The organism is Novosphingobium sp. Fuku2-ISO-50 (genome assembly GCF_001519055.1).
Taxonomy (GTDB): domain Bacteria; phylum Pseudomonadota; class Alphaproteobacteria; order Sphingomonadales; family Sphingomonadaceae; genus Novosphingobium.
Genome location: NZ_KQ954291.1, coordinates 97,044 through 121,360, shown reverse-complemented (window position 1 = coordinate 121,360; position 24,317 = coordinate 97,044). Strand labels below are relative to the sequence as shown.

General features: G+C 65.0%; 24 protein-coding genes. 9 read left to right on the top strand and 15 right to left on the bottom strand.

Features of this window, described 5'->3' with window-relative positions:
- Positions 1-81: 81 nt before the first annotated feature.
- On the bottom strand, positions 82-759 hold the full coding sequence (locus AQZ50_RS11065) for a DUF1013 domain-containing protein (RefSeq protein WP_231730238.1): 678 nt from the start codon (positions 757-759) through the stop codon (positions 82-84).
- Between the two features lie 162 nt (positions 760-921).
- Complete coding sequence (locus AQZ50_RS11060; RefSeq protein ID WP_067746502.1) at positions 922-1,926, bottom strand: NAD(P)H-quinone oxidoreductase; 1,005 nt, start codon at positions 1,924-1,926, stop codon at positions 922-924.
- A gap of 113 nt (positions 1,927-2,039) precedes the next feature.
- On the opposite strand from AQZ50_RS11060, the gene AQZ50_RS11055 reads away from it, so the two are divergent.
- Both AQZ50_RS11055 and clpA read left to right on the top strand, forming a co-directional pair.
- Positions 2,040-2,282: a DUF1192 domain-containing protein gene (locus tag AQZ50_RS11055; RefSeq protein WP_067746500.1), complete on the top strand. Its 243-nt coding sequence runs from the start codon at positions 2,040-2,042 to the stop codon at positions 2,280-2,282.
- 250 nt (positions 2,283-2,532) lie between these two features.
- Entirely contained in the window at positions 2,533-4,920 is a 2,388-nt protein-coding gene (gene clpA / locus AQZ50_RS11050) for an ATP-dependent Clp protease ATP-binding subunit ClpA (RefSeq protein ID WP_067746497.1), read from the top strand.
- Positions 4,921-5,022: 102 nt separating this feature from the next.
- Here the strand turns inward: clpA and AQZ50_RS11045 are convergent, their stop codons facing one another.
- Entirely contained in the window at positions 5,023-5,346 is a 324-nt protein-coding gene (locus AQZ50_RS11045; RefSeq protein ID WP_156427325.1) for a hypothetical protein, read from the bottom strand.
- A gap of 156 nt (positions 5,347-5,502) precedes the next feature.
- Between AQZ50_RS11045 and AQZ50_RS11040 the strand changes: the two genes are divergently transcribed.
- Positions 5,503-5,904 carry a group II truncated hemoglobin gene (locus tag AQZ50_RS11040; RefSeq protein ID WP_067746495.1) on the top strand — a complete coding sequence of 134 codons (402 nt, stop codon included), beginning with the start codon at positions 5,503-5,505 and terminating at the stop codon, positions 5,902-5,904.
- A gap of 12 nt (positions 5,905-5,916) precedes the next feature.
- On the opposite strand, the gene AQZ50_RS11035 is transcribed toward AQZ50_RS11040, so the two are convergent.
- The 11 genes from AQZ50_RS11035 to AQZ50_RS20075 form a co-directional block, all read right to left on the bottom strand.
- A complete protein-coding gene (locus AQZ50_RS11035) occupies positions 5,917-6,198 on the bottom strand; it encodes a DUF167 domain-containing protein (protein ID WP_067746493.1) in 282 nt (93 codons plus the stop codon).
- Complete coding sequence (locus AQZ50_RS11030) at positions 6,179-6,745, bottom strand: gamma carbonic anhydrase family protein (RefSeq protein WP_067746491.1); 567 nt, start codon at positions 6,743-6,745, stop codon at positions 6,179-6,181. The genes AQZ50_RS11035 and AQZ50_RS11030 overlap by 20 nt, the downstream gene beginning before the upstream one ends.
- A 20-nt stretch (positions 6,746-6,765) precedes the next feature.
- Positions 6,766-7,758 carry a porphobilinogen synthase gene (gene hemB, locus AQZ50_RS11025; RefSeq protein ID WP_067746489.1) on the bottom strand — a complete coding sequence of 331 codons (993 nt, stop codon included), beginning with the start codon at positions 7,756-7,758 and terminating at the stop codon, positions 6,766-6,768.
- 66 nt (positions 7,759-7,824) lie between these two features.
- Complete coding sequence (locus AQZ50_RS11020) at positions 7,825-9,408, bottom strand: M23 family metallopeptidase (RefSeq protein ID WP_067746487.1); 1,584 nt, start codon at positions 9,406-9,408, stop codon at positions 7,825-7,827.
- Positions 9,409-9,491: 83 nt separating this feature from the next.
- Positions 9,492-10,472, bottom strand: a complete 981-nt coding sequence (locus tag AQZ50_RS11015; RefSeq protein WP_067746485.1) for a quinone oxidoreductase family protein — start codon at positions 10,470-10,472, stop codon at positions 9,492-9,494.
- A gap of 9 nt (positions 10,473-10,481) precedes the next feature.
- Positions 10,482-12,434 carry an ATP-dependent zinc metalloprotease FtsH gene (ftsH, locus tag AQZ50_RS11010; protein ID WP_067746483.1) on the bottom strand — a complete coding sequence of 651 codons (1,953 nt, stop codon included), beginning with the start codon at positions 12,432-12,434 and terminating at the stop codon, positions 10,482-10,484.
- A gap of 125 nt (positions 12,435-12,559) precedes the next feature.
- Positions 12,560-13,516 (bottom strand): tRNA lysidine(34) synthetase TilS, encoded by a 957-nt coding sequence (gene tilS, locus AQZ50_RS11005; protein WP_067746480.1) that lies wholly within the window; start codon positions 13,514-13,516, stop codon positions 12,560-12,562.
- A 4-nt stretch (positions 13,517-13,520) separates the two neighbouring features.
- Positions 13,521-14,543, bottom strand: a complete 1,023-nt coding sequence (locus tag AQZ50_RS11000; RefSeq protein WP_156427324.1) for a tetratricopeptide repeat protein — start codon at positions 14,541-14,543, stop codon at positions 13,521-13,523.
- 103 nt (positions 14,544-14,646) lie between these two features.
- On the bottom strand, positions 14,647-15,684 hold the full coding sequence (locus tag AQZ50_RS10995) for a helix-turn-helix domain-containing protein (protein WP_067746478.1): 1,038 nt from the start codon (positions 15,682-15,684) through the stop codon (positions 14,647-14,649).
- A gap of 157 nt (positions 15,685-15,841) precedes the next feature.
- Positions 15,842-18,121 (bottom strand): phosphoenolpyruvate--protein phosphotransferase, encoded by a 2,280-nt coding sequence (gene ptsP / locus AQZ50_RS10990; protein WP_067746473.1) that lies wholly within the window; start codon positions 18,119-18,121, stop codon positions 15,842-15,844.
- 199 nt (positions 18,122-18,320) lie between these two features.
- Complete coding sequence (locus tag AQZ50_RS20075) at positions 18,321-18,479, bottom strand: YdcH family protein (protein WP_082703587.1); 159 nt, start codon at positions 18,477-18,479, stop codon at positions 18,321-18,323.
- Between the two features lie 382 nt (positions 18,480-18,861).
- On the opposite strand from AQZ50_RS20075, the gene AQZ50_RS10985 reads away from it, so the two are divergent.
- The 6 genes from AQZ50_RS10985 (at position 18,862) to AQZ50_RS10960 (ending at position 23,983) form a co-directional block, all read left to right on the top strand.
- Positions 18,862-19,059, top strand: a complete 198-nt coding sequence (locus tag AQZ50_RS10985) for a YdcH family protein (RefSeq protein ID WP_067746472.1) — start codon at positions 18,862-18,864, stop codon at positions 19,057-19,059.
- A gap of 126 nt (positions 19,060-19,185) precedes the next feature.
- Positions 19,186-19,740, top strand: a complete 555-nt coding sequence (locus AQZ50_RS10980) for a DUF1465 family protein (RefSeq protein WP_197412466.1) — start codon at positions 19,186-19,188, stop codon at positions 19,738-19,740.
- A gap of 47 nt (positions 19,741-19,787) precedes the next feature.
- Positions 19,788-20,759: an MBL fold metallo-hydrolase gene (locus AQZ50_RS10975; protein ID WP_067746470.1), complete on the top strand. Its 972-nt coding sequence runs from the start codon at positions 19,788-19,790 to the stop codon at positions 20,757-20,759.
- A gap of 37 nt (positions 20,760-20,796) precedes the next feature.
- Entirely contained in the window at positions 20,797-21,783 is a 987-nt protein-coding gene (gene nadA, locus AQZ50_RS10970) for a quinolinate synthase NadA (protein ID WP_067746468.1), read from the top strand.
- A 151-nt stretch (positions 21,784-21,934) separates the two neighbouring features.
- Positions 21,935-23,038, top strand: a complete 1,104-nt coding sequence (locus AQZ50_RS10965; RefSeq protein WP_067746466.1) for an alkene reductase — start codon at positions 21,935-21,937, stop codon at positions 23,036-23,038.
- Positions 23,039-23,104: 66 nt separating this feature from the next.
- Positions 23,105-23,983 (top strand): HpcH/HpaI aldolase/citrate lyase family protein, encoded by an 879-nt coding sequence (locus tag AQZ50_RS10960; protein ID WP_067746580.1) that lies wholly within the window; start codon positions 23,105-23,107, stop codon positions 23,981-23,983.
- On the opposite strand, the gene AQZ50_RS10955 is transcribed toward AQZ50_RS10960, so the two are convergent.
- The gene (locus AQZ50_RS10955; protein ID WP_156427323.1) at positions 23,980-24,312 is read right to left on the bottom strand and encodes a hypothetical protein; all 333 of its coding nucleotides are present in this window, start codon (positions 24,310-24,312) and stop codon (positions 23,980-23,982) included. The two genes, AQZ50_RS10960 and AQZ50_RS10955, sit on opposite strands and share 4 nt — an antisense overlap.
- Between the last annotated feature and the right edge of the window lie 5 nt (positions 24,313-24,317).

The following is a 24,317-nucleotide window of genomic DNA, read 5'->3' as shown; positions in this document are numbered from 1 at the left end:
TCCATCATATCTTCGCGCACTTGGCAGAAGGGCGATCCGACTGCCGGATCGCCCCCTTTTTTCATGGCGTCAAACCGTGGTTCAGCTGTCCGAGCGGCCCTCGGCGCGGCGCTGGGCGAGCCAGGCGGCGGCTTCGGCTTCCTGCGCGGCTTCGGCGGCGACGCGGCCCTGGGCCTGCCGTTCGGCGCGCAGTTCTTCGATCAGCGCATCGCGGTCGGAACCGAGGCGGCTGTCGCTGTGGTCTTCCTCTTCGACGCCCGAACGCTTGGCGGCCTTGGCGACAAGCGAATCGAGTTCACGCTGCGAACACAGGCCCAAAGTCACCGGATCCTTGGGATTGATGTTCGAGATGTTCCAATGGCTGCGATCGCGGATCGCGGCGATGGTGTTGCGCGTGGTGCCGATCAGCTTGCCGATCTGCGCGTCGGAAATTTCCGGATGATGGCGCAAGATCCAGGCAATGCCGTCGGGCTTGTCCTGGCGCTTGGACACCGGGGTATAACGCGGGCCCTTGGTGCGGTTGATCGACAGCGGGGCGCGCTGCATTTTCAGGCGATATTCCGGATTGGCCTGGCCGCGCTCGATTTCGAGCTGGGTCAATTCGCCCGAATGGACCGGATCGCGCCCGGTGTACTTCGCACCGGCCAGGTCATCGGCCATCGCCTGCACTTCGAGGATATGAAGGCCGCAGAATTCCGCGATCTGTTCGAAAGTCAGCGCGGTGCTGTCGACCAGCCACGACGCGGTCGCGTGTGGCATCAACGGATACGTGGGCTGCTGCTGGCTCACGAAAACCTCTTCTATGGAAAGCTGTGAAAACAATAAGGGCCGCCCCATGCAGGGCGGCCTCGACTCTGCCGATGTAGGCGAGGAGCGATCAAACGGCAAGCCCAAACAGGGATATTCCCGCAGGCTTCGCGCCTAATCGACATCCAGCACGATCTTGCCCACATGGCTGCCCTGTTCCATCCGTCGATGCGCGGCGGCGGCGTCTGCCAAGGGAAAGCTCACATCCATCACCGGGCGCAACAGCCCCTCGCCCACCAGCGGCCAGACCGCTTCGCGAATTTCCGACGCCAGCGCCGCCTTGAACGCATCGCTGCGCGCGCGCAGCGTCGATCCGGTCAGGACCAGCCGTCGGCGCATCACTTCGGCCATGTTGATTTGCGCACGCACCCCGCCCTGCACCGCGATGGTGACATGACGCCCATCATCGGCCAGACATTTGAGATTGCGCGGAACATAGTCGCCCGCAACCATGTCGAGCACGATCTCGACGCCGCGCTTGCCGGTAATCGCGGCGACTTCTTCAACGAAATCGGTGGTCTTGTAGTCGATCGCGTGATCGGCGCCGAGTTCGAGCGCGCGCGCGCACTTGTCCGCGCTGCCGCACGTGACGATCGTGGCCAGACCGAACAACCGCGCCAGCGCGATCGTCATCGTCCCGATTCCGCTGGTCCCGCCATGGACCAGAATCGTTTCGCCGTCGCGGGCATAGGCGCGTTCGAACACGTTGTGCCAGACGGTAAACAGCGCTTCGGGCAAGGCCGCCGCTTCGGCCAGCGACAATCCTTCGGGCACGGGCAGGCAATGGTCCGCCTCGGCCAGGCAAAAGGGCGCATAGCCGCCGCCATTGACGAGCGCCGCCACCGCCATGCCCGGCGCAGGATCGATCACCCCGTCACCTGCGGCAACGACATGCCCGGAAACCTCCAGCCCCGGAATGGGCGATGCGCCCGGCGGCGCGGGATAGAAACCCTGCCGCTGCACCACATCGGGCCGATTGACCCCGGCATGGGCGACGCGGATCAGCACTTGCCCCGGCCCGGGAACGGGCACGGGGATGTCTTCGCCGCGCAGCACTTCGGGCCCGCCCGGCGCGGCAATGCCAATTGCCACCATCGTCGCCGGCAAGCTCGCAAGCATTGAATTGAAATTCAGTGACACGGTTTGGCTCCCCCCGCCTGGGAATCCTTTCGTCCGCACTACCCACACGACAGGTTGACAGCAAGGACGAAGGCGCCACATTGTGCATTGCAATGGATTTAGATGATCGCCCGCGCCCGATCGGGGATCTGGCCAGTCAACTGGCAAGGGAATCGCTCGACCATCTTTCGGTCGATGAACTGGCCGCACGCATCGCCCTGCTCGAAGCGGAAATCGCCCGGACAGCCGCACACCGCGACCGCGCCCGTTCGCATCGCGCCGCCGCCGACGCCCTGTTTGGCAAAGCTTCGTTCGGCAAGGCATCCGCCCCGCCTTCGCGAAATCCTTCCGCATGATCGCCGCCGCCCTTCCCATGGCCGGGCGGCGTTCCCATATTGCCGGTTGCAATCGCGTCGCCGGTCCGCAGGCGATCCACACGAGACCCAGCGGCACGTATGACGATCCGGTCCTGCAAAACCGCGCACCTCGTGGTTTAGACCTGGTTAATCGCCAGGGCATAAACCAGGCTGTGCAGTCGTCCCCCACAGGGACTCCACCCGGCAGCCGGCCTTCGTGGCCGGGCCTGCCTTCCTGAAGAGCGCAGCTATGCCCAGTTTTGCCCAGAGCCTTGAAAAGACGCTACATGCCGCGCTCGCCAATGCTTCGGAGCGCAGCCACGAATATGCCACGCTCGAACATCTCCTGCTCGCGCTGATCGATGATCCCGACGCGTCGCAAGTGATGCAAGCCTGCGGGGTGGATCTTGGCGATCTTGGCGACGTCGTGCGCCAATATCTCGATCAGGAATACCAGTCGCTGAAAACCCAGGAAAAGGCTGATCCGCAGCCGACCGCCGGGTTCCAGCGGGTGATCCAGCGCGCGATCCTGCACGTCCAGTCATCGGGCAAGGACACCGTGACCGGCGCCAACGTGCTTGTCGCGCTGTTTTCCGAGCGCGATTCCTATGCCGTCTATTTCCTGCAGCAGCAGGACATGAGCCGGCTCGATGCCGTCAGCTATATCAGCCATGGCATCGGCAAGGGCGGGCGCCAGACCGACAGCCGCGCGCCCAAGGGTGCCGAAGAGGAAGCGCCCAAGCAGGAAGAGAAGCAGGACACCAAGGCCAACAAGAAGGAATCCGCGCTCGACCAGTTCTGCGTCAATCTCAATGAAAAGGCGCTGCTGGGCAAAGTCGATCCGCTGATCGGGCGCGGGCCCGAGGTCGATCGCACGATCCAGATCCTGTGCCGCCGGTCCAAGAACAACCCGCTCTATGTGGGCGATCCAGGCGTGGGCAAGACCGCCATCGCCGAAGGTCTTGCGCGCAAGATCGTCGAGGGCGAAGTGCCCGAAGTGCTGTCGAAAGCGGTGATCTATTCGCTCGACATGGGCAGCCTGCTGGCCGGTACGCGCTATCGCGGCGATTTCGAGGAACGGCTCAAGCAAGTCGTGAGCGAACTGGAAAAGATGCCGGACGCGATCCTGTTCATCGATGAAATCCACACCGTGATCGGCGCCGGCGCGACCAGCGGCGGGGCCATGGACGCCTCGAACCTGTTGAAACCGGCGCTATCGAGCGGCGCGATCCGCTGCATCGGCTCGACCACGTACAAGGAATTCCGCAACCACTTCGAAAAGGACCGCGCCCTGTTGCGCCGGTTCCAGAAGATCGACGTCAACGAACCCAGCGTCGAGGATACGATCAAGATCCTCAAAGGGCTGCGCACCGCGTTCGAGGAACACCACAAGGTCCGCTACACGCCCGAGGCGATCAAGAGCGCGGTCGAACTGTCGGCGCGCTATATCAACGACCGCAAGTTGCCCGACAAGGCGATCGACGTGATCGACGAAGTCGGCGCGATGCAGATGCTGGTGCCGCCCTCGAAGCGCAAAAAGACGATCACCGCGCGCGAGATCGAACAGGTTATCGCGACGATGGCACGCATCCCGCCCAAATCGGTCAGTTCCGATGACAAGCGGGTGCTCGAACATCTCGACCGCGATCTGAAGCGGCTGGTGTTCGGCCAGGACAAGGCGATCGAAGTCCTGTCCAGCGCCATGAAGCTGAGCCGCGCCGGGCTGCGCGATCCCGACAAGCCGATCGGCTCGTTCCTGTTTTCGGGACCGACCGGCGTCGGCAAGACCGAAGTCGCGCGCAGTCTGGCCAATATCATGGGCATTCCGCTGCAACGCTTCGACATGTCCGAATATATGGAGCGCCATTCGATCAGCCGCCTGATCGGCGCGCCTCCGGGCTATGTCGGGTTTGATCAGGGCGGGCTGCTGACCGATGCCATCGACCAGCAGCCGCATTGCGTGCTGCTTCTCGACGAAATCGAAAAGGCCCATCCCGACTTGTTCAACATCCTCTTGCAGGTGATGGACAACGGACGCCTGACCGATCACCACGGTAAGACCGTCGATTTCCGCAATGTGGTGCTGATCATGACCACCAATGCGGGCGCGTCGGACATGGCCAAGCAGGGGATCGGGTTTGGCGACGTGTCAAAGGAAGACGCGGGCGACGATGCGGTCAAGCGGATGTTCACTCCCGAATTCCGCAACCGGCTCGATGCCATCGTACCCTTTGGCTATCTGCCGCCCGAAGTCGTCAGCCGCGTGGTGGACAAGTTCATCCTCCAGCTCGAACTGCAACTGGCCGAGCAGAACGTGCATATCCAGTTCGACAGCGATGCGCGCGCCTGGCTGGCCCGGCGGGGCTATGACAAACTCTATGGCGCGCGTCCGATGGCGCGGGTCATCCAGGAAAAAGTCAAGAAACCGCTCGCCGAAGAACTGTTGTTCGGCAAGCTGGCCAATGGCGGCGAAGTCCATGTCAGCCTGAAGGGCGAAAGCGACGCCGACAGGACGCTGTCGTTCGAACTGACCCCGGCAGCGCCGAAACTGGTCAAGAAGAAAGCGCGCAAGGGCAAGGCCGATGGCACTGCCCCCGCGCCGAACACCGATGACGCGCCCAACACCGACGAGGCATAACGCGCCGATCATCATGAAAAAAGGGGTCGCAGCCATGCTGCGGCCCCTTTTTTCATGCCATGCCGCTTCATGTCCTGCCGCCTTGCGCCCGGCGCGGGCGAATCAATTCAGCTTGGCGAGGTCGGCTTTGACTTTGTCGAGCCGATCGGCAGTCAGCCGGTCGGGGGCAAACGGGGCCAGCATGGTCAGGCTCATGCTCTTGAACTGATCGAACTGCGGATGGCTGGTCAGCCCGGGCAGATCGGCTTCGAGCACGGCCTTGGTCCGCGGCTCGGCAACCAGCGTCTCGATCGGGGTGTCGAGCGTGAACTTGGTGGCCGGGGCGCTGACCGGCGCCGGATTGGCGGTCGGGGCGTCGGCCCGCACAGGCTGCGTCGCCGTCAAAGCGAGACCAAGCGCGGCAACGAGCGTCGAAATCGACTTCATGGGCAGTGTCATCCTTGTGGCAGGTCGGATCGGTTTCAGGGAAAAACTAGCATGGCCGCGCCGCTTGGGGGAGTGTGAATTGATCCGGGTCAAATGGCCTGGCCGCCAACCGCGCTAGCCTTGGCAGTCAGATCCCGTCTTTGAAGGACTATCCCTTTGGCCACCACTGCCGCCGACGCCGGCCTTTCGCCCTATGACCGCATCGGCGGGCTCGATGTACTGCGCCGGATCACCGAACGGTTCTACGACCTGATGGAGCAAGACCCGGCCTATGCCGCGCTTCGCGCGATGCATGCGCCCGACCTTGCACCCATGCGCGCGTCGCTGCCGCTGTTCCTTGCCGGATGGAGCGGGGGCCCGCGCGATTGGTGGGAAGCGAACCCGGGCAAATGCATGATGTCGATGCACGCCCCCTTTGCGATCACCCGGGATACGGCGCAGCAATGGGCCGATGCCATGGGCCGCGCGATCGCCGATGCCGCGCCCGCCGACCGCGAAATTGCCGAAGCCTTGTCCGACGTGCTGCAACGCATGGCGCTGGGCATGGCCAAGGACTGATCGACTCCCCGATCAGAGCGGAATCCGAAACAGCTTTTCGCGCGCAGTTGCGCCGCGCAACATTTCGAGCCGGCTCGGCGCGACTCCCAATGCCTCGGCCAGCAGCGCGAGCACCGCTGCGGTCGCTTTGCCATCCTCGGGCTTGACCCGCACTTTCACAAGCACGCGGCCATCGACGATGGTCACCGCCTCTTCGCGCGCGCCGGGGGTCACGCGCACGGCAAGGCGCCCCTCGTCATCGGCCAGCGCGCGAATCGCCGCAGCCGGCGGCAGATCAGTCTTTGCCCGTGCCATCGTTCAGCGCGGCCTTGTGCGCCTTTGCATTGAGGACGTAGTGCGCGACGCCGAGCTGCATTTCGGCCAGCGCCGCTTCGGTCAGATCGCGCATATAGGCCGCCGGACGCCCGCCCCACAGTTGCCGCGCGCCGATCCGTTTGCCCGGGGTCAGCAAGGCCCCTGCCGCCAACATCCCGTCGCTTTCGATCACGCAGCCGTTCATCACCGTCGTCGACAGCCCGACAAAGCCGCGATCGTGGATCGTGCAGCCATGGATCATCGCCATGTGCCCGATCAGCACATCGTCGCCGATCACGGTCGGAAAGCCTTCGGGCCGACGCGGGTCGGGGCTGTCGCAATGGATGACCGTCCCGTCCTGGATATTGCTGCGCGCGCCGATCACCACCCGGTTGACGTCACCCCGGATGACGCAGTTGTACCACACCGAAGCGTCCGCGCCGATTTCGACATCGCCGATAATGCGACATCCCGGCGCGATAAATGCGGAATCATGGATACGCGGGGTCTTGCCGCGAAACGGGATGATCGTGACATCGGGGCGCATCGTGCTGTCCTCTTCCCTCTTCAGGCGCCGAGCAGGCGTGCGGCGTGGAGCGCGTGATACGTCAAAACGCCCGAACATCCGGCTCGCTTGAACGCGGTCAAGGTTTCGAGCACCATCTTGTCGCGATCGGCTGCGCCCGCTGCCACCGCAGCCTCGATCATCGCGTATTCGCCGCTGACCTGATAGGCAAAGACCGGCACGCCAAACGCCTGTTTTACCCGGTAGGCAATGTCGAGATAGGGCAGGCCCGGCTTGACCATCACGCTGTCGGCACCTTCGGCAAGGTCGAGTTCGACTTCGCGCAAGGCTTCCTCGGCGTTGGCCGGGTCCATCTGATAGGTCTTCTTGTCGCCTTTGAGCAGGCCATGGCTGCCGACCGCATCGCGAAACGGACCATAAAAGGCGGACGCATATTTGGCGGCATAGGACATGATCTGGACATTGATATGCCCCGCCTCTTCCAGCGCGGCGCGGATCGCGGCAACGCGACCATCCATCATGTCGGACGGCGCGATGATGTCCGCGCCCGCTGCGGCCTGATTGAGGCTTTGCCCGACGAGCACTTCGACCGTCTCGTCGTTGACGACATAGCCTTCCTCGTCGATCAGCCCATCCTGCCCATGGCTGGTATAAGGATCGAGCGCGACATCGGTCAGCACGCCGATATCGTTGCCGCAGGCATCCTTGATCGCGCGGATCGCGCGGCACATCAGGTTGTCGGGATTGAGCGCTTCGCCACCGTCATGGCTGCGCCGTTCGGGCTGGGTATTGGGAAACAGCGCCAGCGCGGGTATCCCCGCCGCCACGGCCAGCTTTGCCTGCGCAGCGATGCGATCGACCGACCAGCGCGACACGCCGGGCAGCGAGGTAACCGGCGCCTCCAGATCGTGGCCTTCGGTCACGAATAGGGGCCAGATCAGATCGGCGGGAGTCACTTCGACTTCGCGATGGAGCGCGCGGCTCCAGGCCGAGGCACGGGTGCGACGCAAGCGCACATGAGGATAGCTGGTCATGGTCGGCTGTCATATCGACCAGGGGCCCAAGGCAAAAGGGTTTTCGCCGAAAACCTGTGTCGAATCTCAGCTTTTCGCGCCCAACCGGGGCAGCATCAGCAACTGGTGCATGCGCACGCGAAACGAGGTCAGTTCCTGCGGATTGACTTGGGCATGGTGCGGCACGAAGCGGATCGACAGCGGATCGACCGGCTGCCCGCCGCGATAGAGTTCGTAATGCAGGTGCGGCCCCGTCGACAGCCCGGTCGATCCGACATAGCCGATCACCTGCCCGCGCGTGACATGCATGCCGACGCCGACCGCGATCCGGCTCATGTGACCATAGCCGGTGTCGATCCCGCCGCCGTGCGCCAGCCGGACATAGTTGCCATGGCCGCCGTGCCAACCGGAATAGCTGACCACGCCGTCGGTCACGGCAAAGATCGGCGATCCATAAGTCGCGGCAAAGTCGACCCCGGCGTGCATGCGGACAAACCCGAGAATGGGATGGCGGCGCATGCCGAACCACGAGGTGATATTGCCTGAAACCGGCGCTGCGAGCAGGCCCGACCCTTGCTCCGCCGCGCCCGCCAGCGCTTCGGGCGTATAGAAATTGCCGTCATTGCCCCAGCGCATGACCTGCAGCAGCGGCTTGCCGTCGCGCAACACCCCGGCATAGAGCAGCTCGCCATCCTGCCCGGCGCCGCCGCTCGTCCCGTCGAGCGCCTTTTTGTGCGCCACGACCAGCTCGAACTGATCGGTCGGCGCAATCGCTTCGAACGGCAGATATTGGTCGATCGCCTGAAGATAGGCCTGCACCGTCTCGGGCTCCGCCCCTGCGGCACGTGCCGAGCGATAGAGGCTCGATCCCGCCGCACCGACCAGATGCACCGGCGTCGCATCGACCGGAATCGGTCGCCTGGTCAGAGCCAACCCACCGCCCTGACGGGCAATCGTGACATCAAGATCAAAGCGCGGGCGAAAGGACAGGGCGAGCAAGGGGCGCGGTTCGCCCGCAGCCGCGCGCGCGCCCAATGTCACGGCAAAGCGCGTGCCCGGCGTCGGCGTGCCCAGCGGCACCACCATGGCCTTGACGGCATCGGCATCACGGGCGGCGAGCCCAAGGCGCTGCAACATGTGCGCCAGATCATCGTTTTCGCCCAGCACCGCGCCCAGCGCGATCGTCGCGCGCTCGGGCACCGAATCGAGCCGCGCGACCATGTCCGTTGCGGCAAAATGACGCCCGGTCGCCCCGCCAGCGAACAAGGGGCGCACGGCCTGCGCATGAAGTTCGACCGCTTCACCATCACCGGGGACCGGCAACGGCGCCGCTTCGAAAGGCGCGAAGCCGGGCATGCAAATCAGCGATGGCAAAGCATAGAGGGTAAGCCGGGCAAGACCGCCAAACCAGCGGCGACTGCCCAATTCCGCGCGCAAGTCGACGGCAAGCGTACCCCCGGCCAGCCGCGCTTCGATCTTGCGGCAAAGCGCATCCCAGCGCCGCGCCAGCGGATGCGATCCATCGCGCAGCGAAGGCGGCGCGGCGATCTCGGCTTGCGGTTCAGGCTCTGCCCTGGGCAGCGGCGTCCGGCGCGCAGCCGGCTGCCCCGGCCGCGCCCGGCCAAAACTGCGCGCTTCGATCAGCGCGGTGTCCGAGCCGGCAAAGGCCATTGGCGTCGTCTTCCATCCTGCCGCAAACAAGGCGCAATCCCTGCACGCGCAAGGTTAAGGGCAGGTAAAACGACGTCGGAGAGTCAGCAGTCGAGCGCGAAAGGCCCCGCAGCGCGCGCTTCGAGCGCGGCATGGGCAGCGGCAGCCTCGGCCAGGGGAAACCGCCCGCCCAGCAAGAGCGGCAGATCGCCCGCCGCCATCGCCGCAAACAGACTGGCCGAAGCGGACAGCAACTTGTCGCGCGGATGGATATAAGGCCACAGGAACGGGCGCGAGACTTTGGCGGATTTCGCACCCAACCGCGACAGATCGAACAGCGGAATCGGCCCGGAGGCCTGACCGTAATGAACCAGATGCCCCTTGGTCGCCAAAGATGCGAGCGAGCCCTCGAACGTGTCCTTGCCCACGGCGTCAAACACGACATCGACACCCCGGCCACCGGTCAGTTCCATCACCCCGGCGGCAACATCGGCCTCGCGATAGGCGATGATATGGTCACAACCGGCAGCGCGCGCGATCGCCGCCTTTTCGGGCGAGCCGGCGGTGCCGATCACGGTTGCGCCGCGCAACTTGGCCATGCGCGCGACCAGCTGCCCCACCCCGCCCCCGGCGGCCTGAGCCAGAACCACGCTGCCGGCATGGACCGGCTCGACATCGTCGACCAGCGCCTGCGCGGTCAGCCCCTTGAGATACCAGGCGGTCGCAACGCCATCGTCGATCCCGTCGGGAAGCGGCACGGCAAGCTCTGCCGCCAGCACGCGCAACCGCGCATACCCGCCGTAATGCCGATCGATATAGGCGACGCGATCCCCGATCGCGAAATCATGCACGCCTTCGCCCAGCGCTTCGACGCGACCGACCGCTTCCAATCCCGGAATACCGGGCAGGGGCAGTGTCTTGTATGCGCCCGAGCGGACATAGATGTCGTGAAAATTGACCGAAGCCGCGCTTTGCCGGATCAGGATCTGACCGGGGCTGGGCGCGGGTACAGTCACCGTTTCGAGAACGAGCGCTTCGGGCCCGCCCGGCTGGCGCAGAACGATCGCTTCGCTGGTAAACGCCATTCCTGCCTCTTACGCGCCGAGCGGACGCGGCGCGCCCGCATTGGCATCGACACCGACAAAGCGGCGACCGGCACGCGGCACCGAGACAATCTGCGGCATCGGCGGCCGCGAATCGTCCGAAGCGCTGTCGGGCCGGTCGAGCTTGCCTTCCTCGATCAGCTTCTTGATCTCTTCACCGGTCAGCGTTTCGTATTCGAGCAGCGCTTCGGCCAGCAGACGCAGCTTGTCGGCATTGTCCTGCAGGACCGTCGTTGCGCGGGCGTGGGCATCGTCGACCAGCTTGCGGATTTCGCTGTCGATCAGCTTGGCGGTTTCGTCCGACATCATCGTGCGCTGCGACATGCCCATGCCGAGATAGCCGTCCTGGCTTTCTTCATAGAGCAGCGGGCCGAGCTTGTCCGACATGCCCCAGCGCATGACCATGTTGCGCGCCAGACTGGTGGCATATTGAATGTCCGACGAAGCGCCCGACGACACTTTGGCATGGCCAAAAATGATTTCCTCGGCCACGCGACCGCCCATGCTGACCGACAGGTTGGCCAGCATCTTGTCGCGATGATAGGAATAGCTGTCGCGCTCGGGCAGACGCATGACCATGCCCAGCGCGCGACCGCGCGGGATGATCGTCGCCTTGTGAATCGGGTCGCTGGCCGTTTCATTGACCGAAACGATGGCATGACCGGCCTCGTGATAGGCGGTCATCTTCTTTTCTTCCTCGGTCATGACCATCGAGCGCCGTTCCGCGCCCATCATGACTTTGTCCTTGGCGTCTTCGAATTCCTGCATCGCGACGAGGCGCTTGTTGCGCCGCGCGGCCAGCAGCGCCGCCTCGTTAACCAGATTGGCGAGGTCCGCGCCCGAAAAGCCGGGCGTGCCGCGCGCAATCACGCGCGGATTGACGTCGGGCGCGAGCGGCACTTTCTTCATGTGTACGCCGAGGATCTTTTCGCGGCCCTCGATGTCAGGGATCGGCACGACCACCTGCCGGTCAAACCGGCCCGGACGCAACAGCGCCGGATCGAGCACGTCGGGGCGGTTGGTCGCGGCAATGATGATGATGCCTTCGTTGGCCTCGAAGCCGTCCATTTCGACCAGAAGCTGGTTGAGCGTCTGTTCGCGTTCGTCGTTGGAATTGCCCAGGCCATGCCCGCGATGACGACCGACCGCGTCGATTTCGTCGATGAAGACGATGCACGGCGCGTTTTTCTTGGCCTGTTCGAACATGTCGCGCACGCGGCTGGCGCCGACGCCGACGAACATTTCGACAAAGTCCGAGCCCGAAATGGTGAAGAACGGCACGCCCGCTTCGCCGGCGATGGCGCGCGCGAGCAAGGTCTTGCCGGTGCCGGGGCTGCCGACGAGCAATGCACCTTTGGGAATCTGCCCGCCGAGTTTGGAAAAGCGGCTGGGATCGCGCAGGAATTCGACGATTTCCTGCAGTTCCTCGCGCGCTTCGTCGATCCCGGCGACATCGTCGAACGTGACCCGGCCCGATCGTTCGGTCAGCAGCTTGGCCTTGGACTTGCCAAAGCCCATCGCGCCCGAGCCGCCACCTTTTTGCATCTGGCGCAGCGCGAAAATGACCATGCCGAGAATCAACAGGAACGGCAGCGACTGAGCGAGGAAATAGAGCAGGACATTGGGCTCCTCGGCGGCTTTGCCGGCATATTGCACGCCCTTGTCCTGCAACAGCTTGGCAAGGTCGGTATCGCCCGGGATCGGCACGGTCTGAAACTGCTGATCGTTCTTGAGCGTGCCGGTGATCCGGTCAGAGCCGATCTGAACCTCGCGCACATCGCCTGCCGTGACATGGGCACGGAAATCCGAATAGCGCATCAAGGTGCCGGTCGAATCGCTGCGGGCGCTGAACATCGAAACCACCAGCAGCAGCGCCAGGAAAATCCCGCCGTACACCAGAAGGTTCTTGATCCAGGGATTACCCTGCGGCTGGTCGTCGTTCATCGCGTGTCGCTTTCTGCCGGGCAGACTCGTCCTGCCCTTTCGTTGGCCCAATGTAGGAAGGCGCGGGTGAATGGCAATATAACCATACGTGCGAATTTCTGCGCGGGTGTCAGTGGATTTCTCGATCAGCGGCCACGATGCGGCGGCGCCGGACTGAATCGCCATGGCCGCGCCCGCCCGTCGCCGCGCACTCCGGCGAGCGTCGCTACCTCGCCGCCCGCGAGTCGGTCGTGCCAGCGCGCCAGATCGCGCCCGCGCGGCACGCCGCCGCCAAGCCGCACGAGCACGCGCTGGAGCACGCGCAACGCCAGCGCGCGGGGCAAATCAGGATCGAACGCAATCACGCCATCGATCGCCCCGCCGTCCAGCGGCACCCGGTTCGCCACCCAGTCGAGCGCGGCATCGGCCTCGGCAAGATGCCCCGATGCGGCCGCAAGACCGGCAGGATCGAGCCAGGACGCCCCTGCCAACCCTTCACGCATGCGCACGCGTTCAAATCGCGTGTCGCGATTCGACGGATCGTCGACGGCCTCGATCCCCGCTCCGGCAACCAGCGCGACCAACGTTTCGCGCCGCCAGCCGAGCAAGGGCCGCAACAACGGCAGATCGCCGCCGGGCACGATCGTGCGAGCGCGCATTCCGGCAAGGCCGCGCAAGCCCGCCCCCCGGTTCATCCGCATGATCATGGTTTCCGCCTGATCGTCGGCGTGGTGCGCGGTAACCAGCGCTGTCAGGCCCCGTTCGCGGCACCAGCCTTCGAGCGCACGATAGCGGGCGTCGCGCGCGCGTTCCTGAACCGCCGATCCCGGCGCCAGGCCAATCGGCAAAGTGGCATGGGCAATCCCGCGCGCGTCGCAGAGCGCCGCCACATGCGCAGCTTCGGCAGCAGCTTCGGCGCGAAGGCCGTGATCGACCGTGGCCACGGCAAAGCCGCCTGCCCCGACCGCCGCATGCATCATCAGCAACAGCGCCAGGCTGTCCGGCCCGCCCGAAACGGCAAGCCCGACCGGCCCCTCGCCGGGCCGGAGCCGGGCCCAGTCGGCAGCAAAGGCCGCAATACGATCCGCCGCGATCAGAGGCACATCGTCAATGACAGCTCGCCGTCCTGGTCACGGCGTCATACTGACCTTTGAGCCGACCATCGGATTCGGTCGGATATGTCTGGCGAAATTCGCCCAGCGCGATGCAGGCGCGCTTGGCTTCCTTGAGCCGGGTCATCGCCACGGCGAGATAGAGCAGGCTGTCCGGCGCACGATCACCGGCTTTGTCGGCGCGATAGTTCTGCGCGAACCATTGCGCCGCCGCGCCCGGCTTGTTGTCGTCGAGATAGGCCCGCCCCAGCAAGTTGCGCGCATAGCTGATGCGCTTGTGGCCGGGATATTGCTGAACGAAATCAAGCAGGACGGCTTCGGATTCGGCGAAGAACTTCGCCTCCCACAAGCGATAGCCATAGGTATAGGCATCTTCGCCCTTGTCGTCGCTCGAAGGGTGCTCGATCGCGGCGACCGCTGCGGCGCGATCACCCGCTGCGGGCGACGACGGCGTGGCGGCACTGTCTGTCGAAGCGGCCTTGCCCTTTGCAGCCCCTTTGACCGGTTTTGCCGGGGGCACAGGCGGGGCATCGACGGGCGGCGGCACGGGCTGCGGGGGGGAGCTCGCCGCGGCGGCGCCGGCTTGTGCCGTTTCGACGGCGCCGATCCGCCCTTCGAGTTTGGCCAGCCGGTTCTGATTGTCTTCGCTGGTCGCGGTCAGCGATTTCATTTGCGCCTCGACCGCATCCATCCGCGCCAGCACGTCGCTCAGCGCGCCTGCATTGCCCGAAGGAACAGTCGCCGCAGCCCCGGGCGAGCCCGGGGCGATTTCGGGAGCGAAAGTCTTGCCTGCGCCGTCGGGAAAAACCTTGCGCTGCAGCGCGCGCAATTCGCCCTCGATCCGGCGCAGCCGCGCTTCGGTCGTTTCAACCCCTTGTGAGGGCGTGTCCGCATAGGCCGCGACCGGAACCAGCGCCGGGACGGCCAGCACCCCGATCAACACCGGCAGCAGGCGCTTCAGCATCGGGCGTGACGGGCGGCGACCGGTCGAATCGCGCAGCGGCAAAGTGAAAGTCATGGATACTCCAACAAAAGCAACAGCTTTACGGCGCATGGCCGTTTCGGCGCGGCACCGATTTTGCCGCAGTGTCGCCGCGAAGTCGAGCGCGCGCGACAGAACCTTATTGTGGTGGCGGTGCCGGAGTTGACGTCGCCAAAGGCGCCGCCGCCGCGTCGGCAGCGACCGGGGTGGAGGACGCCGCAGGCGCCGCCTCGACATGGGCGGCAGTCCGGCGCGATTTGTGCCGCGGCTGCGCGGGTGCGGCGGCAGGAGAGGTGGCAGCAGGAAAAGTGGCGGCAGGAGAAAGGGCGGGCGGAGACGCGGCAGCAACCGGCGCGCGCGCCAGCAGCGCTTGCGCTGTCACCGGCACATCGCGCACGATCCCGCGCTTGTCGGACAACGGCGCAACCGCCTGCCCGGCGACGGTGATCGTCAAGGCGTCGGGCCGCCCGGTCCACAGCCTGGGATCGACCGCATCGGTGGGCACGGTATAGCTTTCACCCCGAGCCAATTGCTTTTGCAGCAGTTGCGTCCCGTGCCCGTCGTAGAATTTTACCCAGATGCCGTCCTCGCGCGCGGTAAACACCACCGGGCCTGCGGGCACCGCAGCGGGTTTGGCCACGACAGCAGGCCTGGGCTTCGGCGCCGAATCAGGCTCGACCAGCGAAGGCAGCGCCGCACCGGGCGCGTAATAGCTGCGCCAGAACACGCCGCCGGCGGCCAACACCGCGATGACCAGACCCAACGCCGCCCAGGTAACCAGCCGTGACGGAATCTTGGCCGGATCGTCGACATCGAACTGGTGAACCATGCGCGGCACGGGCCGGGGCACGCTCGCGTCCATCTCGCTGCGCGCCAACGTGGCCAGTTCTGCGCCATCGAGCCCGACTGCGCGGGCATAATTTCGTACAAATCCAAGAACATAAGGCCGACCTGGCAAAGCGGCGAGATCGCCGCGATCGAGCGCTTCGACATGACGAATGGTAATACGGGTGCGCGCGGCGATATCGCCCGTCGTCAGGCCAAGCGCTTCACGCGCGGCCCGCAGGCGCGCACTTGCCGTCTGGGGCAGTTGGGAAGGCGCAGACGTTCCCGCCTTGCCTTCGTACCCACCGCCGTGATCGCCGTCCGGGGCCACGGCGTCGCGCGCTTGATCCATTATGCTTGTGCAACCCTTGGTATGGTGAAATTCCCTTAGGCAGGCTTGGTTGCAATCCCAAGAATGTCAACGGGAATCGCGGCGCAACGGCCATGGCTTGCGATGCGTGGCGCAAGGAGGTCCGGCGGCCGCCACAAATGGCCATCGGCGCTTGCGCTCAGTCGCAGTCTATTCCGTGATCCGCCGCCCATTCGGTCAGCGTCGCGCGCATATTGGCCGGCGGATCGACCAGCCAGCCGGTCATGGCCAGGCGAATCGCGCCAATGTCGACTTTGCTGACCAGTTCCTTGATCGGCCCGACCGAAGCCGGGGTGATCGACAGCCGCGTGATGCCCAGCCCGAGCAGCGCCAGCGCCTCAAGCCGACGCCCGCCCATTTCGCCGCATACGGTAATGTCGGTGCCAAACGGCGCAACCGCACAGACCACGCGATTGAGAAAGCGCAAGATCGCCGGAGAGACCCAGTCATAGCGTTCGGCCAGCTTGGGGTGACCGCGATCGGCGGCAAACAGAAACTGGGTCAGATCGTTTGTGCCGATCGACAGGAACGACAGGCGCGGCGCCAGCACGTCGAGCCATTCGGCAATCGCCGGCACTTCGACCATCGCGCCATAGCGGATCGCTTCGGGCAGCAGCTTCTTCTGCTTTTTGAGAAAGGCCACCTGGCTTTCGAACACCGCCTTGGCCGCGTCGAATTCCCACGGTTCGGTGACCATCGGGAACATGACGTTGAGCGTGCGTCCGCCCGCCGCCTCGATCAGCGCGCGCGCCTGAACCTTGAGCAGCCCGTCGCGTTCGAGCGCAACGCGCAAGGCGCGCCAGCCCATCGCCGGATTTTCCTCGAGCGCGCTGTCATCCTGACGCAGGTAGGGCAGCACTTTGTCGCCGCCGATGTCGACCGTGCGGAACACCACCGGCCGGTCGCCCGCCGCATCGAGCACATCGCGATAGAGCCGCGTCTGGCGCTCGCGCGCGGGCAGCGTGGCCGAAACGAGAAACTGGAATTCGGTGCGGAACAAACCGATGCCGTCTGCCCCGGTCAGATTGAGCATCGGCATGTCATCGCGCAGGCCGGCATTGATCATCACCGTGATGCGCCGACCGTCGCGAGACACCGGCTCAACATCGCGCATCGCCGCGTAATGCGCCTGGCGCTCGCGATTCTTGGCAAAGCGCGCCTCGAACGCTTCGGTCATGCTCGGGGTCGGGCGCACGTCGATCACGCCCCGATCGCCGTCGACCAACAGATGATCGCCTTCGCGCAGCTTGCCGCGCAGGCCGCGCAACCGCCCGATCACGGGAATGCCCATGGCCCGCGCCACGATCACCACGTGCGCGGTCAGCGAGCCTTCTTCGAGAATCACGCCTTTCAATCGGCGGCGATCGTATTCGAGCAGTTCTGCCGGGCCGAGATTGCGCGCGACGAGAATCGCATCGCCTTTGAGCCCCATGCTCGCAGCCGTGCCCAATTGACCCGACACAATCCGCAAGAGCCGGTTGGACAAGTCCTCCAGATCGTGCATGCGATCGGCCAGCAACGGATCGTCGATCTGGCGCATGCGCATGCGGGTGCGCTGCTGCACCCGCTCGATCGCAGCCTCGGCGGTCAGTCCGGAATCGATCGCTTCATTGATGCGCCGGCCCCAGCCTTCGTCATAGGCGAACATCTTGTAGGTCTGGAGCACTTCCTCGTGCTCTCCGCCCACGCCGAATTCGGCCTGACTCGCCATGCGGTCGATCTGTTCGCGCATCTTGTCAAAGGCAAGATAGACGCGCTGCCGCTCGGCCTCGGTATCATCGGCGACGATCTGTTCGATCGTGACGCGCGGCTGGTGAAACACGGCCGCGCCCGATGCGATGCCCTTGACCAGAGTCAGGCCCTGCAAGCGTTCGGGCCCCGTCATGTGGGCGCCCGAGCCCAGGAAATCGTCCTCGTCGATCAGCCCGGCGTTGGCGATCAGTTCCGAAAGCACCATCGCCACGGTCTGCAATGCCTCGATTTCGACTTCTTCGTAGCGGCGCGGCTCGACATGCTGCACCGCGACCACGCCGACCGCGCGTTCGCGCCGCACGATCGGCACCCCGGCGAACGAGTGAAAGCGCTCTTCGCCGGTTTCCGGGCGAAACGCGAAATCGGGGTGCGCCGCCGCTTCGGCCAGATTCAGCGATTCGGTGTGCAGCGCGATCGTGCCGACAAGACCTTCGCCCACCGCCATCCGCGTAACGTGGACGGCCTGCTGGTTGAGCCCGCGCGTGGCGAAAAGCTCAAGCATGCCTTCGCGCAGGAGATAGATCGAGCAGACTTCGCTATGAAGCTTCTCGCCGATCACCTCGACGACCTGATTGAGCTTGGCCTGCGCTCCGCTGCGCGAAGCCATAATCTCGTGCAGCGAGGTCAGGATTGCCCGGGCGGCGGCGGCGGCTGTCTGCGGAGGCATGACCCATGGCCTAGCGCAAGGGGCGCGTTTTGCAAGCCGCAGACACGACGTTGGCGCGCCCTTCTTGAAAACAGACTGTTTTTTAGAGCGCCGGGTGCAAGCAAGAGCCGATTTCAGGCAAGACGGGGCGACCGACAAAAAAGCGGCGGGCTTCGCGTCCCGCCGCCCTTTCCTTCCGATGCCCGAAAAGGGCGCAGGATCAGTGCAGTTGCGCCAACTCTTCCTTGATCTTGAGCTTGCGGCGCTTGAGATCCTTGATCAGAACCGCATCGGGCGATGGTCGAGTCATTTCCTCGGAAATGCGGCGTTCGAGACCGGCATGTTTGTTTTGCAACGCGCTGAAGTGCGAGGATTCCATCCAGTGCCTCCTTCATGCCAGGACTTCCCTGATGGAAGTCGCGGGCCCTATCCGACCGGCCATTGCCGGCCGAGCTCTCGTCGCCCCCGCTGTCGCGACTCGTCCCGGTGGATAAGCCCGGGCAGCAGGTGCGTTGTCATGCTCCCACATTCGCCGTATCTTGCAAGCGTTGTCGCGTCGGTACGCAATGTTTGCGGGGCAGATCGAAAGATCTGGTCAAGCAAAAGGGCAAGCGGACCCTCGCGCAACGCGCTTCATCGCCGGAAGGTCCGGGGCGGTGGGCGGCAGAGACAAAGGTTTGCCGGACCAGACCCGTTGCGCGCCTCGCCCATGCGCGCTCCGGTTGCGTGCAGAAGCGTTGGCGTCGAGGAGTTGGCCAGGAGTGACCGAAGACGAAATGCGCAAGCGACTGACCGCGCTGCGACTGGAACACCGTGATCTCGATGCCGCGATCGATGCCTTGACCCTGGCGGGCGCAAACGATCAATTGCAGATTGCCCGGCTGAAAAAGCGGAAATTGCGCCTGAAGGATCAGATCAGCCTGATCGAGGATCACCTCATCCCCGACATCATCGCGTAAAATAGCGGTTTTACACGTCGTGGCAGTCGATTGCGCGCGCTTTGCGGCGTGCCAATCCGATACAGCCGATCAACCGGCCAATGCGAACGGTTGAGCCCGGTCGGCACACCCCGCTATGCCGCCGCCATGACCGAAGTGCCAAGCCTCAATCCGCGCATTGTCGAAGCGCTCTATACCGAGGCCCTCGTGCTGGCCGATGCCGCGCGCAGCCGGTTTGACGACTTGCGCCAGGCGGCGGGCGGTACGGTGCAATTCGCCCGTCTGGTCCGCACGGGGCCAGATGGCACTTCCGATTCGGGCCGGATTTCCGATTCTGGCCGGAATTGCGGGCCGGACGATGTGGAAGTGATGTGCGAGGCCTTGCGCACCACCACCCGCGTGATGCACTGCCTTGCCTGGCTGCTGAACCATCGCGCCTGGTTCGCCGGGCAGATCAGCGCGGTGCAACTGCGCCGCCACGGTCGCCTGATCAGCCATTTTCCCGCCAGCGACTCGATGATCGTCGACCACCTTCCGCCCGATCTCGCCGCGCTCGTGCATCAAAGCGAACGGCTCTATGCCCGTATCCAGCGGCTCGAACAGGCGTGGCGCAACGAGACCCCCGCCCAGCCCGGGGCCATCGAGCGCCTGCGCGAACGGCTGCGCGAACGGCTGGCCCACGCCGCGCTAAAGCAGGCGTGAATTGCGAAAAAGTTGCGCGGCGCAACCGGAATGCCCATCATGGGGACATGACCGAAGCGATCCCTGCGGAAAACCCCCACGACCCGTCCACCTGGCCGACCGGACGGGCGGTCCGGCTTGAGCCGCTGGTCCGCCGCGTGCTCGCCCCCAACGGATCGCCCTATACGTTTACCGGCACGCAGACCTATCTCGTGGGCCGCGGGGCCGATCTGGCCGTGATCGATCCCGGCCCGGCGGATACCGGCCTTGCCGGTCATGCCGATACGCGCGGAGACGGGCATATCGAGGCTATTCTGGCCGCGATCGGCCCGGTGAAAGTCGCCGCGATCGTGTGCACCCATACCCATCGCGACCACAGCCCCGCCTCGCGCGCGCTTCAGGCCGCAACCGGCGCGCCGATCATCGGCTGCGCCGCGCTGTCGTTCGAAGATGACGGGCCCCGCGCCGATGCCGCGTTCGACCCCGATTATCGCCCCGACCGCGTGCTGGCCGATGGCGAGCGCCTGTCGGGCGAAGGCTGGACGATCGAGGCAGTGGCAACCCCCGGGCATACCAGCAACCATTTGTGCTATGCCCTGATCGAAAGCGGCGCGCTGTTTACCGGCGATCATGTCATGGGCTGGTCGACCAGCGTGGTTTCGCCGCCCGATGGCGACATGGCGGCCTATCTGACCAGCCTGGCCCGACTGCAAGAGCGCGAGGATCGCGTCTATTACCCCGCGCACGGGCCGCAGATCGACAATCCGCGCCAATTCGTGCGCGGCATGATCGGCCACCGCCGCCAGCGCGAACGCCAGATCGCGACACTGCTTGAAGCGGCCCCGCGCACGATCCCCGATCTGGTGGCGTCGATGTACAAAGGGCTCGATCTGCGACTGCACGGCGCGGCGGGCCGATCGGTTCTGGCGCATCTGATCGATCTCGAACGCCAGGGCCGCGTCGCCGCCGATGGCGATCTGTGGCAAGCGAGCGCACTTGCCCCAGACCCGACACTTGCCCAAGCCCCGACACAGGCCTAAGTCGCCTCGCGTCCGAACACCTGACAGGATTTACCCCATGACGGCCCAGACTGCCCTGCCCGCCGGAACCGACTTGCGCGCCGAAATCGACCGGCTGCGCAAAGAGCGCAACGCGGTGATTCTGGCGCATTATTACCAGCGCCCGGAAATTCAGGATCTGGCCGACTATATCGGCGATTCGCTCGAACTGTCGCGCAAGGCGGCGGCGACCGATGCCGATGTCATCGCCTTTTGCGGCGTGCGCTTCATGGCCGAGACCGCCAAGATTCTCGCGCCCGAAAAAACCGTGATCCTGCCCGACATGGATGCCGGATGCAGCCTTGAGGATTCGTGCCCGCCCGACCGCTTCAAGGCGTTTCGCGAGGCGCACCCCGATCATATCGCGCTGACCTACATCAACTGTTCGACCGAAGTAAAAGCGCTGTCCGACGTCATCGTCACCAGCTCCAGCGCCGAAACGATCCTGTCGAAGATCCCGCCCGAACAGAAAATCATCTTCGGCCCCGACCGCCATCTCGGCGGCTATCTCAATCGCAAGTTCGGGCGCGAAATGCTGCTCTGGCCGGGCGTGTGCATTGTCCATGAAGCGTTCAGCGAGACCGAGCTGATCAAGCTCAAGGCGCAGCACCCCGGCGCCCCGGTCGCGGCGCACCCGGAATGCCCGCCGCATATCATCGACCATGCCGATTATGTCGGATCGACCAGCGGCATCCTCGCCTATGCGAAGGAAACCCCGGCGCAGACGCTGATCGTCGCCACCGAGCCGCACATCATCCATCAGATGCAACTGGCCATGCCGAACAAGACGTTCATCGGTGCCCCCGGCGCCGACGGCAACTGCAATTGCAACATCTGCCCCTACATGGCGCTCAACACGCTGGAAAAGCTCTATCTGGCGCTGCGCGACCTGAAGCCTGTGGTGCATATCGAGGAAAACCTGCGGCTTGCCGCGAAAAAGAGCCTCGATGCGATGCTTGACCTTGCCTCGGGCACAGTGGGCATGGGCGACCTCGGCGCGCGCTGAACGGATAGGGCTGATTTGTCGTTCGAGAGATTTTCTGAACGACGGGGCAGTTGTCAGGGCGGCGGTCCTTGCCTAGGTTAGGTTGCAAATGGAAACGGTTATTGCCTGCGGGCGAGCCGTTCCCTTTTCCACCCAGCAAGAAGGCATCCCTATGGTCGAATCCTTGTTAAAGCCGATCCAGCTTGGCGCCATCGCCGCCCCCAACCGCGTCATCATGGCCCCGCTGACACGCGGTCGGGCCACTGCCGAAGGCGTGCCGACCGCAGTCATGGCGGAATATTATCGTCAACGCGCCAGCGCCGGGCTGATCATCAGCGAAGCCACCGGGATCAGCCGCGAAGGCGCCGGCTGGCCCTCTGCGCCGGGCCTGTGGACCGAAGCCCAGACCGAAGCGTGGAAGCCGGTGATCGAAGCCGTGCACAAGGCCGGTGGGCGCATCGTCGCCCAGCTGTGGCACATGGGCCGCATCGTCCATCCCTGGTTCCTCGGCGGCGAACCGCCCGTTTCGGCATCGGCCACCCGCGCGCCGGGCCAGGCCCACACCCCCGAAGGCAAAAAGGACTTTGCCGTCGCGCGGCCCTTGCGCCTCGATGAAATCCCCCGGCTGATCGACGATTATGCGCTCGCCGCCGAAAACGCGAAAAAGGCCGGATTCGACGGGGTCCAGCTCCATGCCGCCAACGGCTATCTGATCGACCAGTTTCTGCGCAACGGCACCAATCTGCGCGACGACGATTACGGCGGGTCGGTCGAAAACCGCACGCGGCTGCTGCGCGAAGTGACCGAACGGCTGATTTCGATCTGGGGCGCGGATCGCGTCTCGGTGCGCCTATCGCCCAACGGCGATTCGCAAGGCGTCGATGACAGCGATCCTGCGTCGATCTTCGGCGAAGCGGCGCGCGTGCTTCAGGCGCTGAACATCGCCTTTCTCGAATTGCGCCAACCCGGCCCCGACGGAACGTTCGGATCGACCGACGTGCCGCAACAGGACGCACTGATCCGCTCGATCTACAAAGGTCCGCTGGTGCTCAACAGCGACTACACCGTCGACAAGGCCGAAGCCGACATCGCTTCGGGCCGCGCCGACGCGATCAGCTTTGGCCGCCCGTTCATCTCGAATCCCGATCTGGTCGAGCGCATTCGCGTGGGCGCGGCGTTCGCGCCCAACGTCAATGTGCCGCAGTCGTGGTATTTCCCCGGCGACGCGGGCTATATCGACTATCCGACACTGGCAGAGGTCGCTACGCCTGCATGATCGCGACCGCCGCCGCCCGCGTCAATGCGGGCGGCGGCGGTCCGCCATCGGTTGGAGCTGCTTCTTATGACGTCAATCCCGCGTTCCTGGCTGTTCATCCCCGCCGACAGCGAACGCAAACTGGCCAAAGCGCGCGAAACCGGCGCGCATGCGGTCATTATCGACCTTGAAGACGCGGTTACGGCCGATCGCAAACCGGTCGGTCGCGCCCTTGCCGGCGAATGGCTGCGCCAGCAAACGGGCAATCCGTCCGATCAGCAGATCTGGGTACGGATCAACGCGCTCGACACCGGGCTGTGGCGCGACGATCTTGCCGCGATCATCCCCGGCGCGCCCGTCGGAATCATGGTGCCCAAGGCCGAAGGGCCCGACCAGATCGCACGGATCGGCGAAGAACTTGCAGCGCTCGAACAGGCCCATGGCCTGACGCCGGGGCAGACCCGCATCCTCCCACTGGTCAGCGAAACGGCGCGTGCGGCAGTCACCATTCCTGCCTATGCCCATGCCGTATTGCCACGCCTTGCCGGGCTGACCTGGGGCGCGGAAGATCTTGGCGCAGTGCTTGGCGTCACACGCAAGCGCGATGCGCGCGGCGTCTGGACCGATGCCTTTCGACTGGTGCGCGCGCAGACTTTGCTCGTCGCGCATGCGGTGGGCGTTTGGGCAATCGACACGCTGCACGCCGATTTTCGCGACGAGGCCGGGCTGGCCGAGGCGGCCCATGCCGCTGCGGCGGATGGTTTCGCCGGGATGCTGGCGATTCATCCCGCACAAGTCGCCGTGATCAACCGGGCCTTTGCCCCCGATGCGGCGGCGCTCGCCGAAGCGCGCGCGATCGTCGCCGCCTTTGCCGCCAATCCCGGTGTCGGCGCGCTGCAGATCGACGGGCGAATGATCGACCAGCCGCATTTGCGCCAGGCGCGCGCTCTGCTCGGACTCGATTAGGGCTGTTTGGGCTTTTCGTCCGCCGGTTTGGGCGCCCCAACCTTGTCCGGCGCAACCTTGTCCGGTGCGGCATCGCTGGCCGCGCCGCCGGTATCCTCTCCCATGATGTCCGCCGCGCTCGGGCGGCTGCGCTGCACCGGTTGCAACAGTGGTTGCGCCTGCGAGCGGTCGAGGTCGAGCATCGAATCGCTGATCGTGCCGGGCAACACTTGTGCACCGGCAGCCTTGCCGGCGGGCGCCTGCGTACCTTTGCCGCACCCGCTCAACCCCGACAGGGCAACGGGGGCCAAAACGGCCAGCATGACGAGGCGGGCTTTGCAGGACATCATCGACA

Excerpts from the sequence above, each read along its gene's own strand:
- AQZ50_RS20075 (WP_082703587.1), bottom strand. The coding sequence starts at position 18,479 with ATGGAATCCTCGCACTTCAGCGCGTTGCAAAACAAACATGCCGGTCTC.
- clpA (WP_067746497.1), top strand. The coding sequence starts at position 2,533 with ATGCCCAGTTTTGCCCAGAGCCTTGAAAAGACGCTACATGCCGCGCTC.
- AQZ50_RS10965 (WP_067746466.1), top strand. The coding sequence starts at position 21,935 with ATGGTCGAATCCTTGTTAAAGCCGATCCAGCTTGGCGCCATCGCCGCC.
- AQZ50_RS10975 (WP_067746470.1), top strand. The coding sequence starts at position 19,788 with ATGACCGAAGCGATCCCTGCGGAAAACCCCCACGACCCGTCCACCTGG.
- AQZ50_RS11055 (WP_067746500.1), top strand. The coding sequence starts at position 2,040 with ATGGATTTAGATGATCGCCCGCGCCCGATCGGGGATCTGGCCAGTCAA.
- AQZ50_RS11030 (WP_067746491.1), bottom strand. The coding sequence starts at position 6,745 with ATGCGCCCCGATGTCACGATCATCCCGTTTCGCGGCAAGACCCCGCGT.
- AQZ50_RS11035 (WP_067746493.1), bottom strand. The coding sequence starts at position 6,198 with ATGGCACGGGCAAAGACTGATCTGCCGCCGGCTGCGGCGATTCGCGCG.
- ptsP (WP_067746473.1), bottom strand. The coding sequence starts at position 18,121 with ATGCCTCCGCAGACAGCCGCCGCCGCCGCCCGGGCAATCCTGACCTCG.
- ftsH (WP_067746483.1), bottom strand. The coding sequence starts at position 12,434 with ATGAACGACGACCAGCCGCAGGGTAATCCCTGGATCAAGAACCTTCTG.
- AQZ50_RS10980 (WP_197412466.1), top strand. The coding sequence starts at position 19,186 with ATGACCGAAGTGCCAAGCCTCAATCCGCGCATTGTCGAAGCGCTCTAT.
- AQZ50_RS11015 (WP_067746485.1), bottom strand. The coding sequence starts at position 10,472 with ATGGCGTTTACCAGCGAAGCGATCGTTCTGCGCCAGCCGGGCGGGCCC.
- AQZ50_RS11045 (WP_156427325.1), bottom strand. The coding sequence starts at position 5,346 with ATGAAGTCGATTTCGACGCTCGTTGCCGCGCTTGGTCTCGCTTTGACG.
- AQZ50_RS10995 (WP_067746478.1), bottom strand. The coding sequence starts at position 15,684 with ATGGATCAAGCGCGCGACGCCGTGGCCCCGGACGGCGATCACGGCGGT.
- AQZ50_RS11065 (WP_231730238.1), bottom strand. The coding sequence starts at position 759 with ATGCCACACGCGACCGCGTCGTGGCTGGTCGACAGCACCGCGCTGACT.
- AQZ50_RS11000 (WP_156427324.1), bottom strand. The coding sequence starts at position 14,543 with ATGACTTTCACTTTGCCGCTGCGCGATTCGACCGGTCGCCGCCCGTCA.
- AQZ50_RS11060 (WP_067746502.1), bottom strand. The coding sequence starts at position 1,926 with ATGCTTGCGAGCTTGCCGGCGACGATGGTGGCAATTGGCATTGCCGCG.
- AQZ50_RS10960 (WP_067746580.1), top strand. The coding sequence starts at position 23,105 with ATGACGTCAATCCCGCGTTCCTGGCTGTTCATCCCCGCCGACAGCGAA.
- hemB (WP_067746489.1), bottom strand. The coding sequence starts at position 7,758 with ATGACCAGCTATCCTCATGTGCGCTTGCGTCGCACCCGTGCCTCGGCC.
- AQZ50_RS10955 (WP_156427323.1), bottom strand. The coding sequence starts at position 24,312 with ATGATGTCCTGCAAAGCCCGCCTCGTCATGCTGGCCGTTTTGGCCCCC.
- nadA (WP_067746468.1), top strand. The coding sequence starts at position 20,797 with ATGACGGCCCAGACTGCCCTGCCCGCCGGAACCGACTTGCGCGCCGAA.
- AQZ50_RS11020 (WP_067746487.1), bottom strand. The coding sequence starts at position 9,408 with ATGGCCTTTGCCGGCTCGGACACCGCGCTGATCGAAGCGCGCAGTTTT.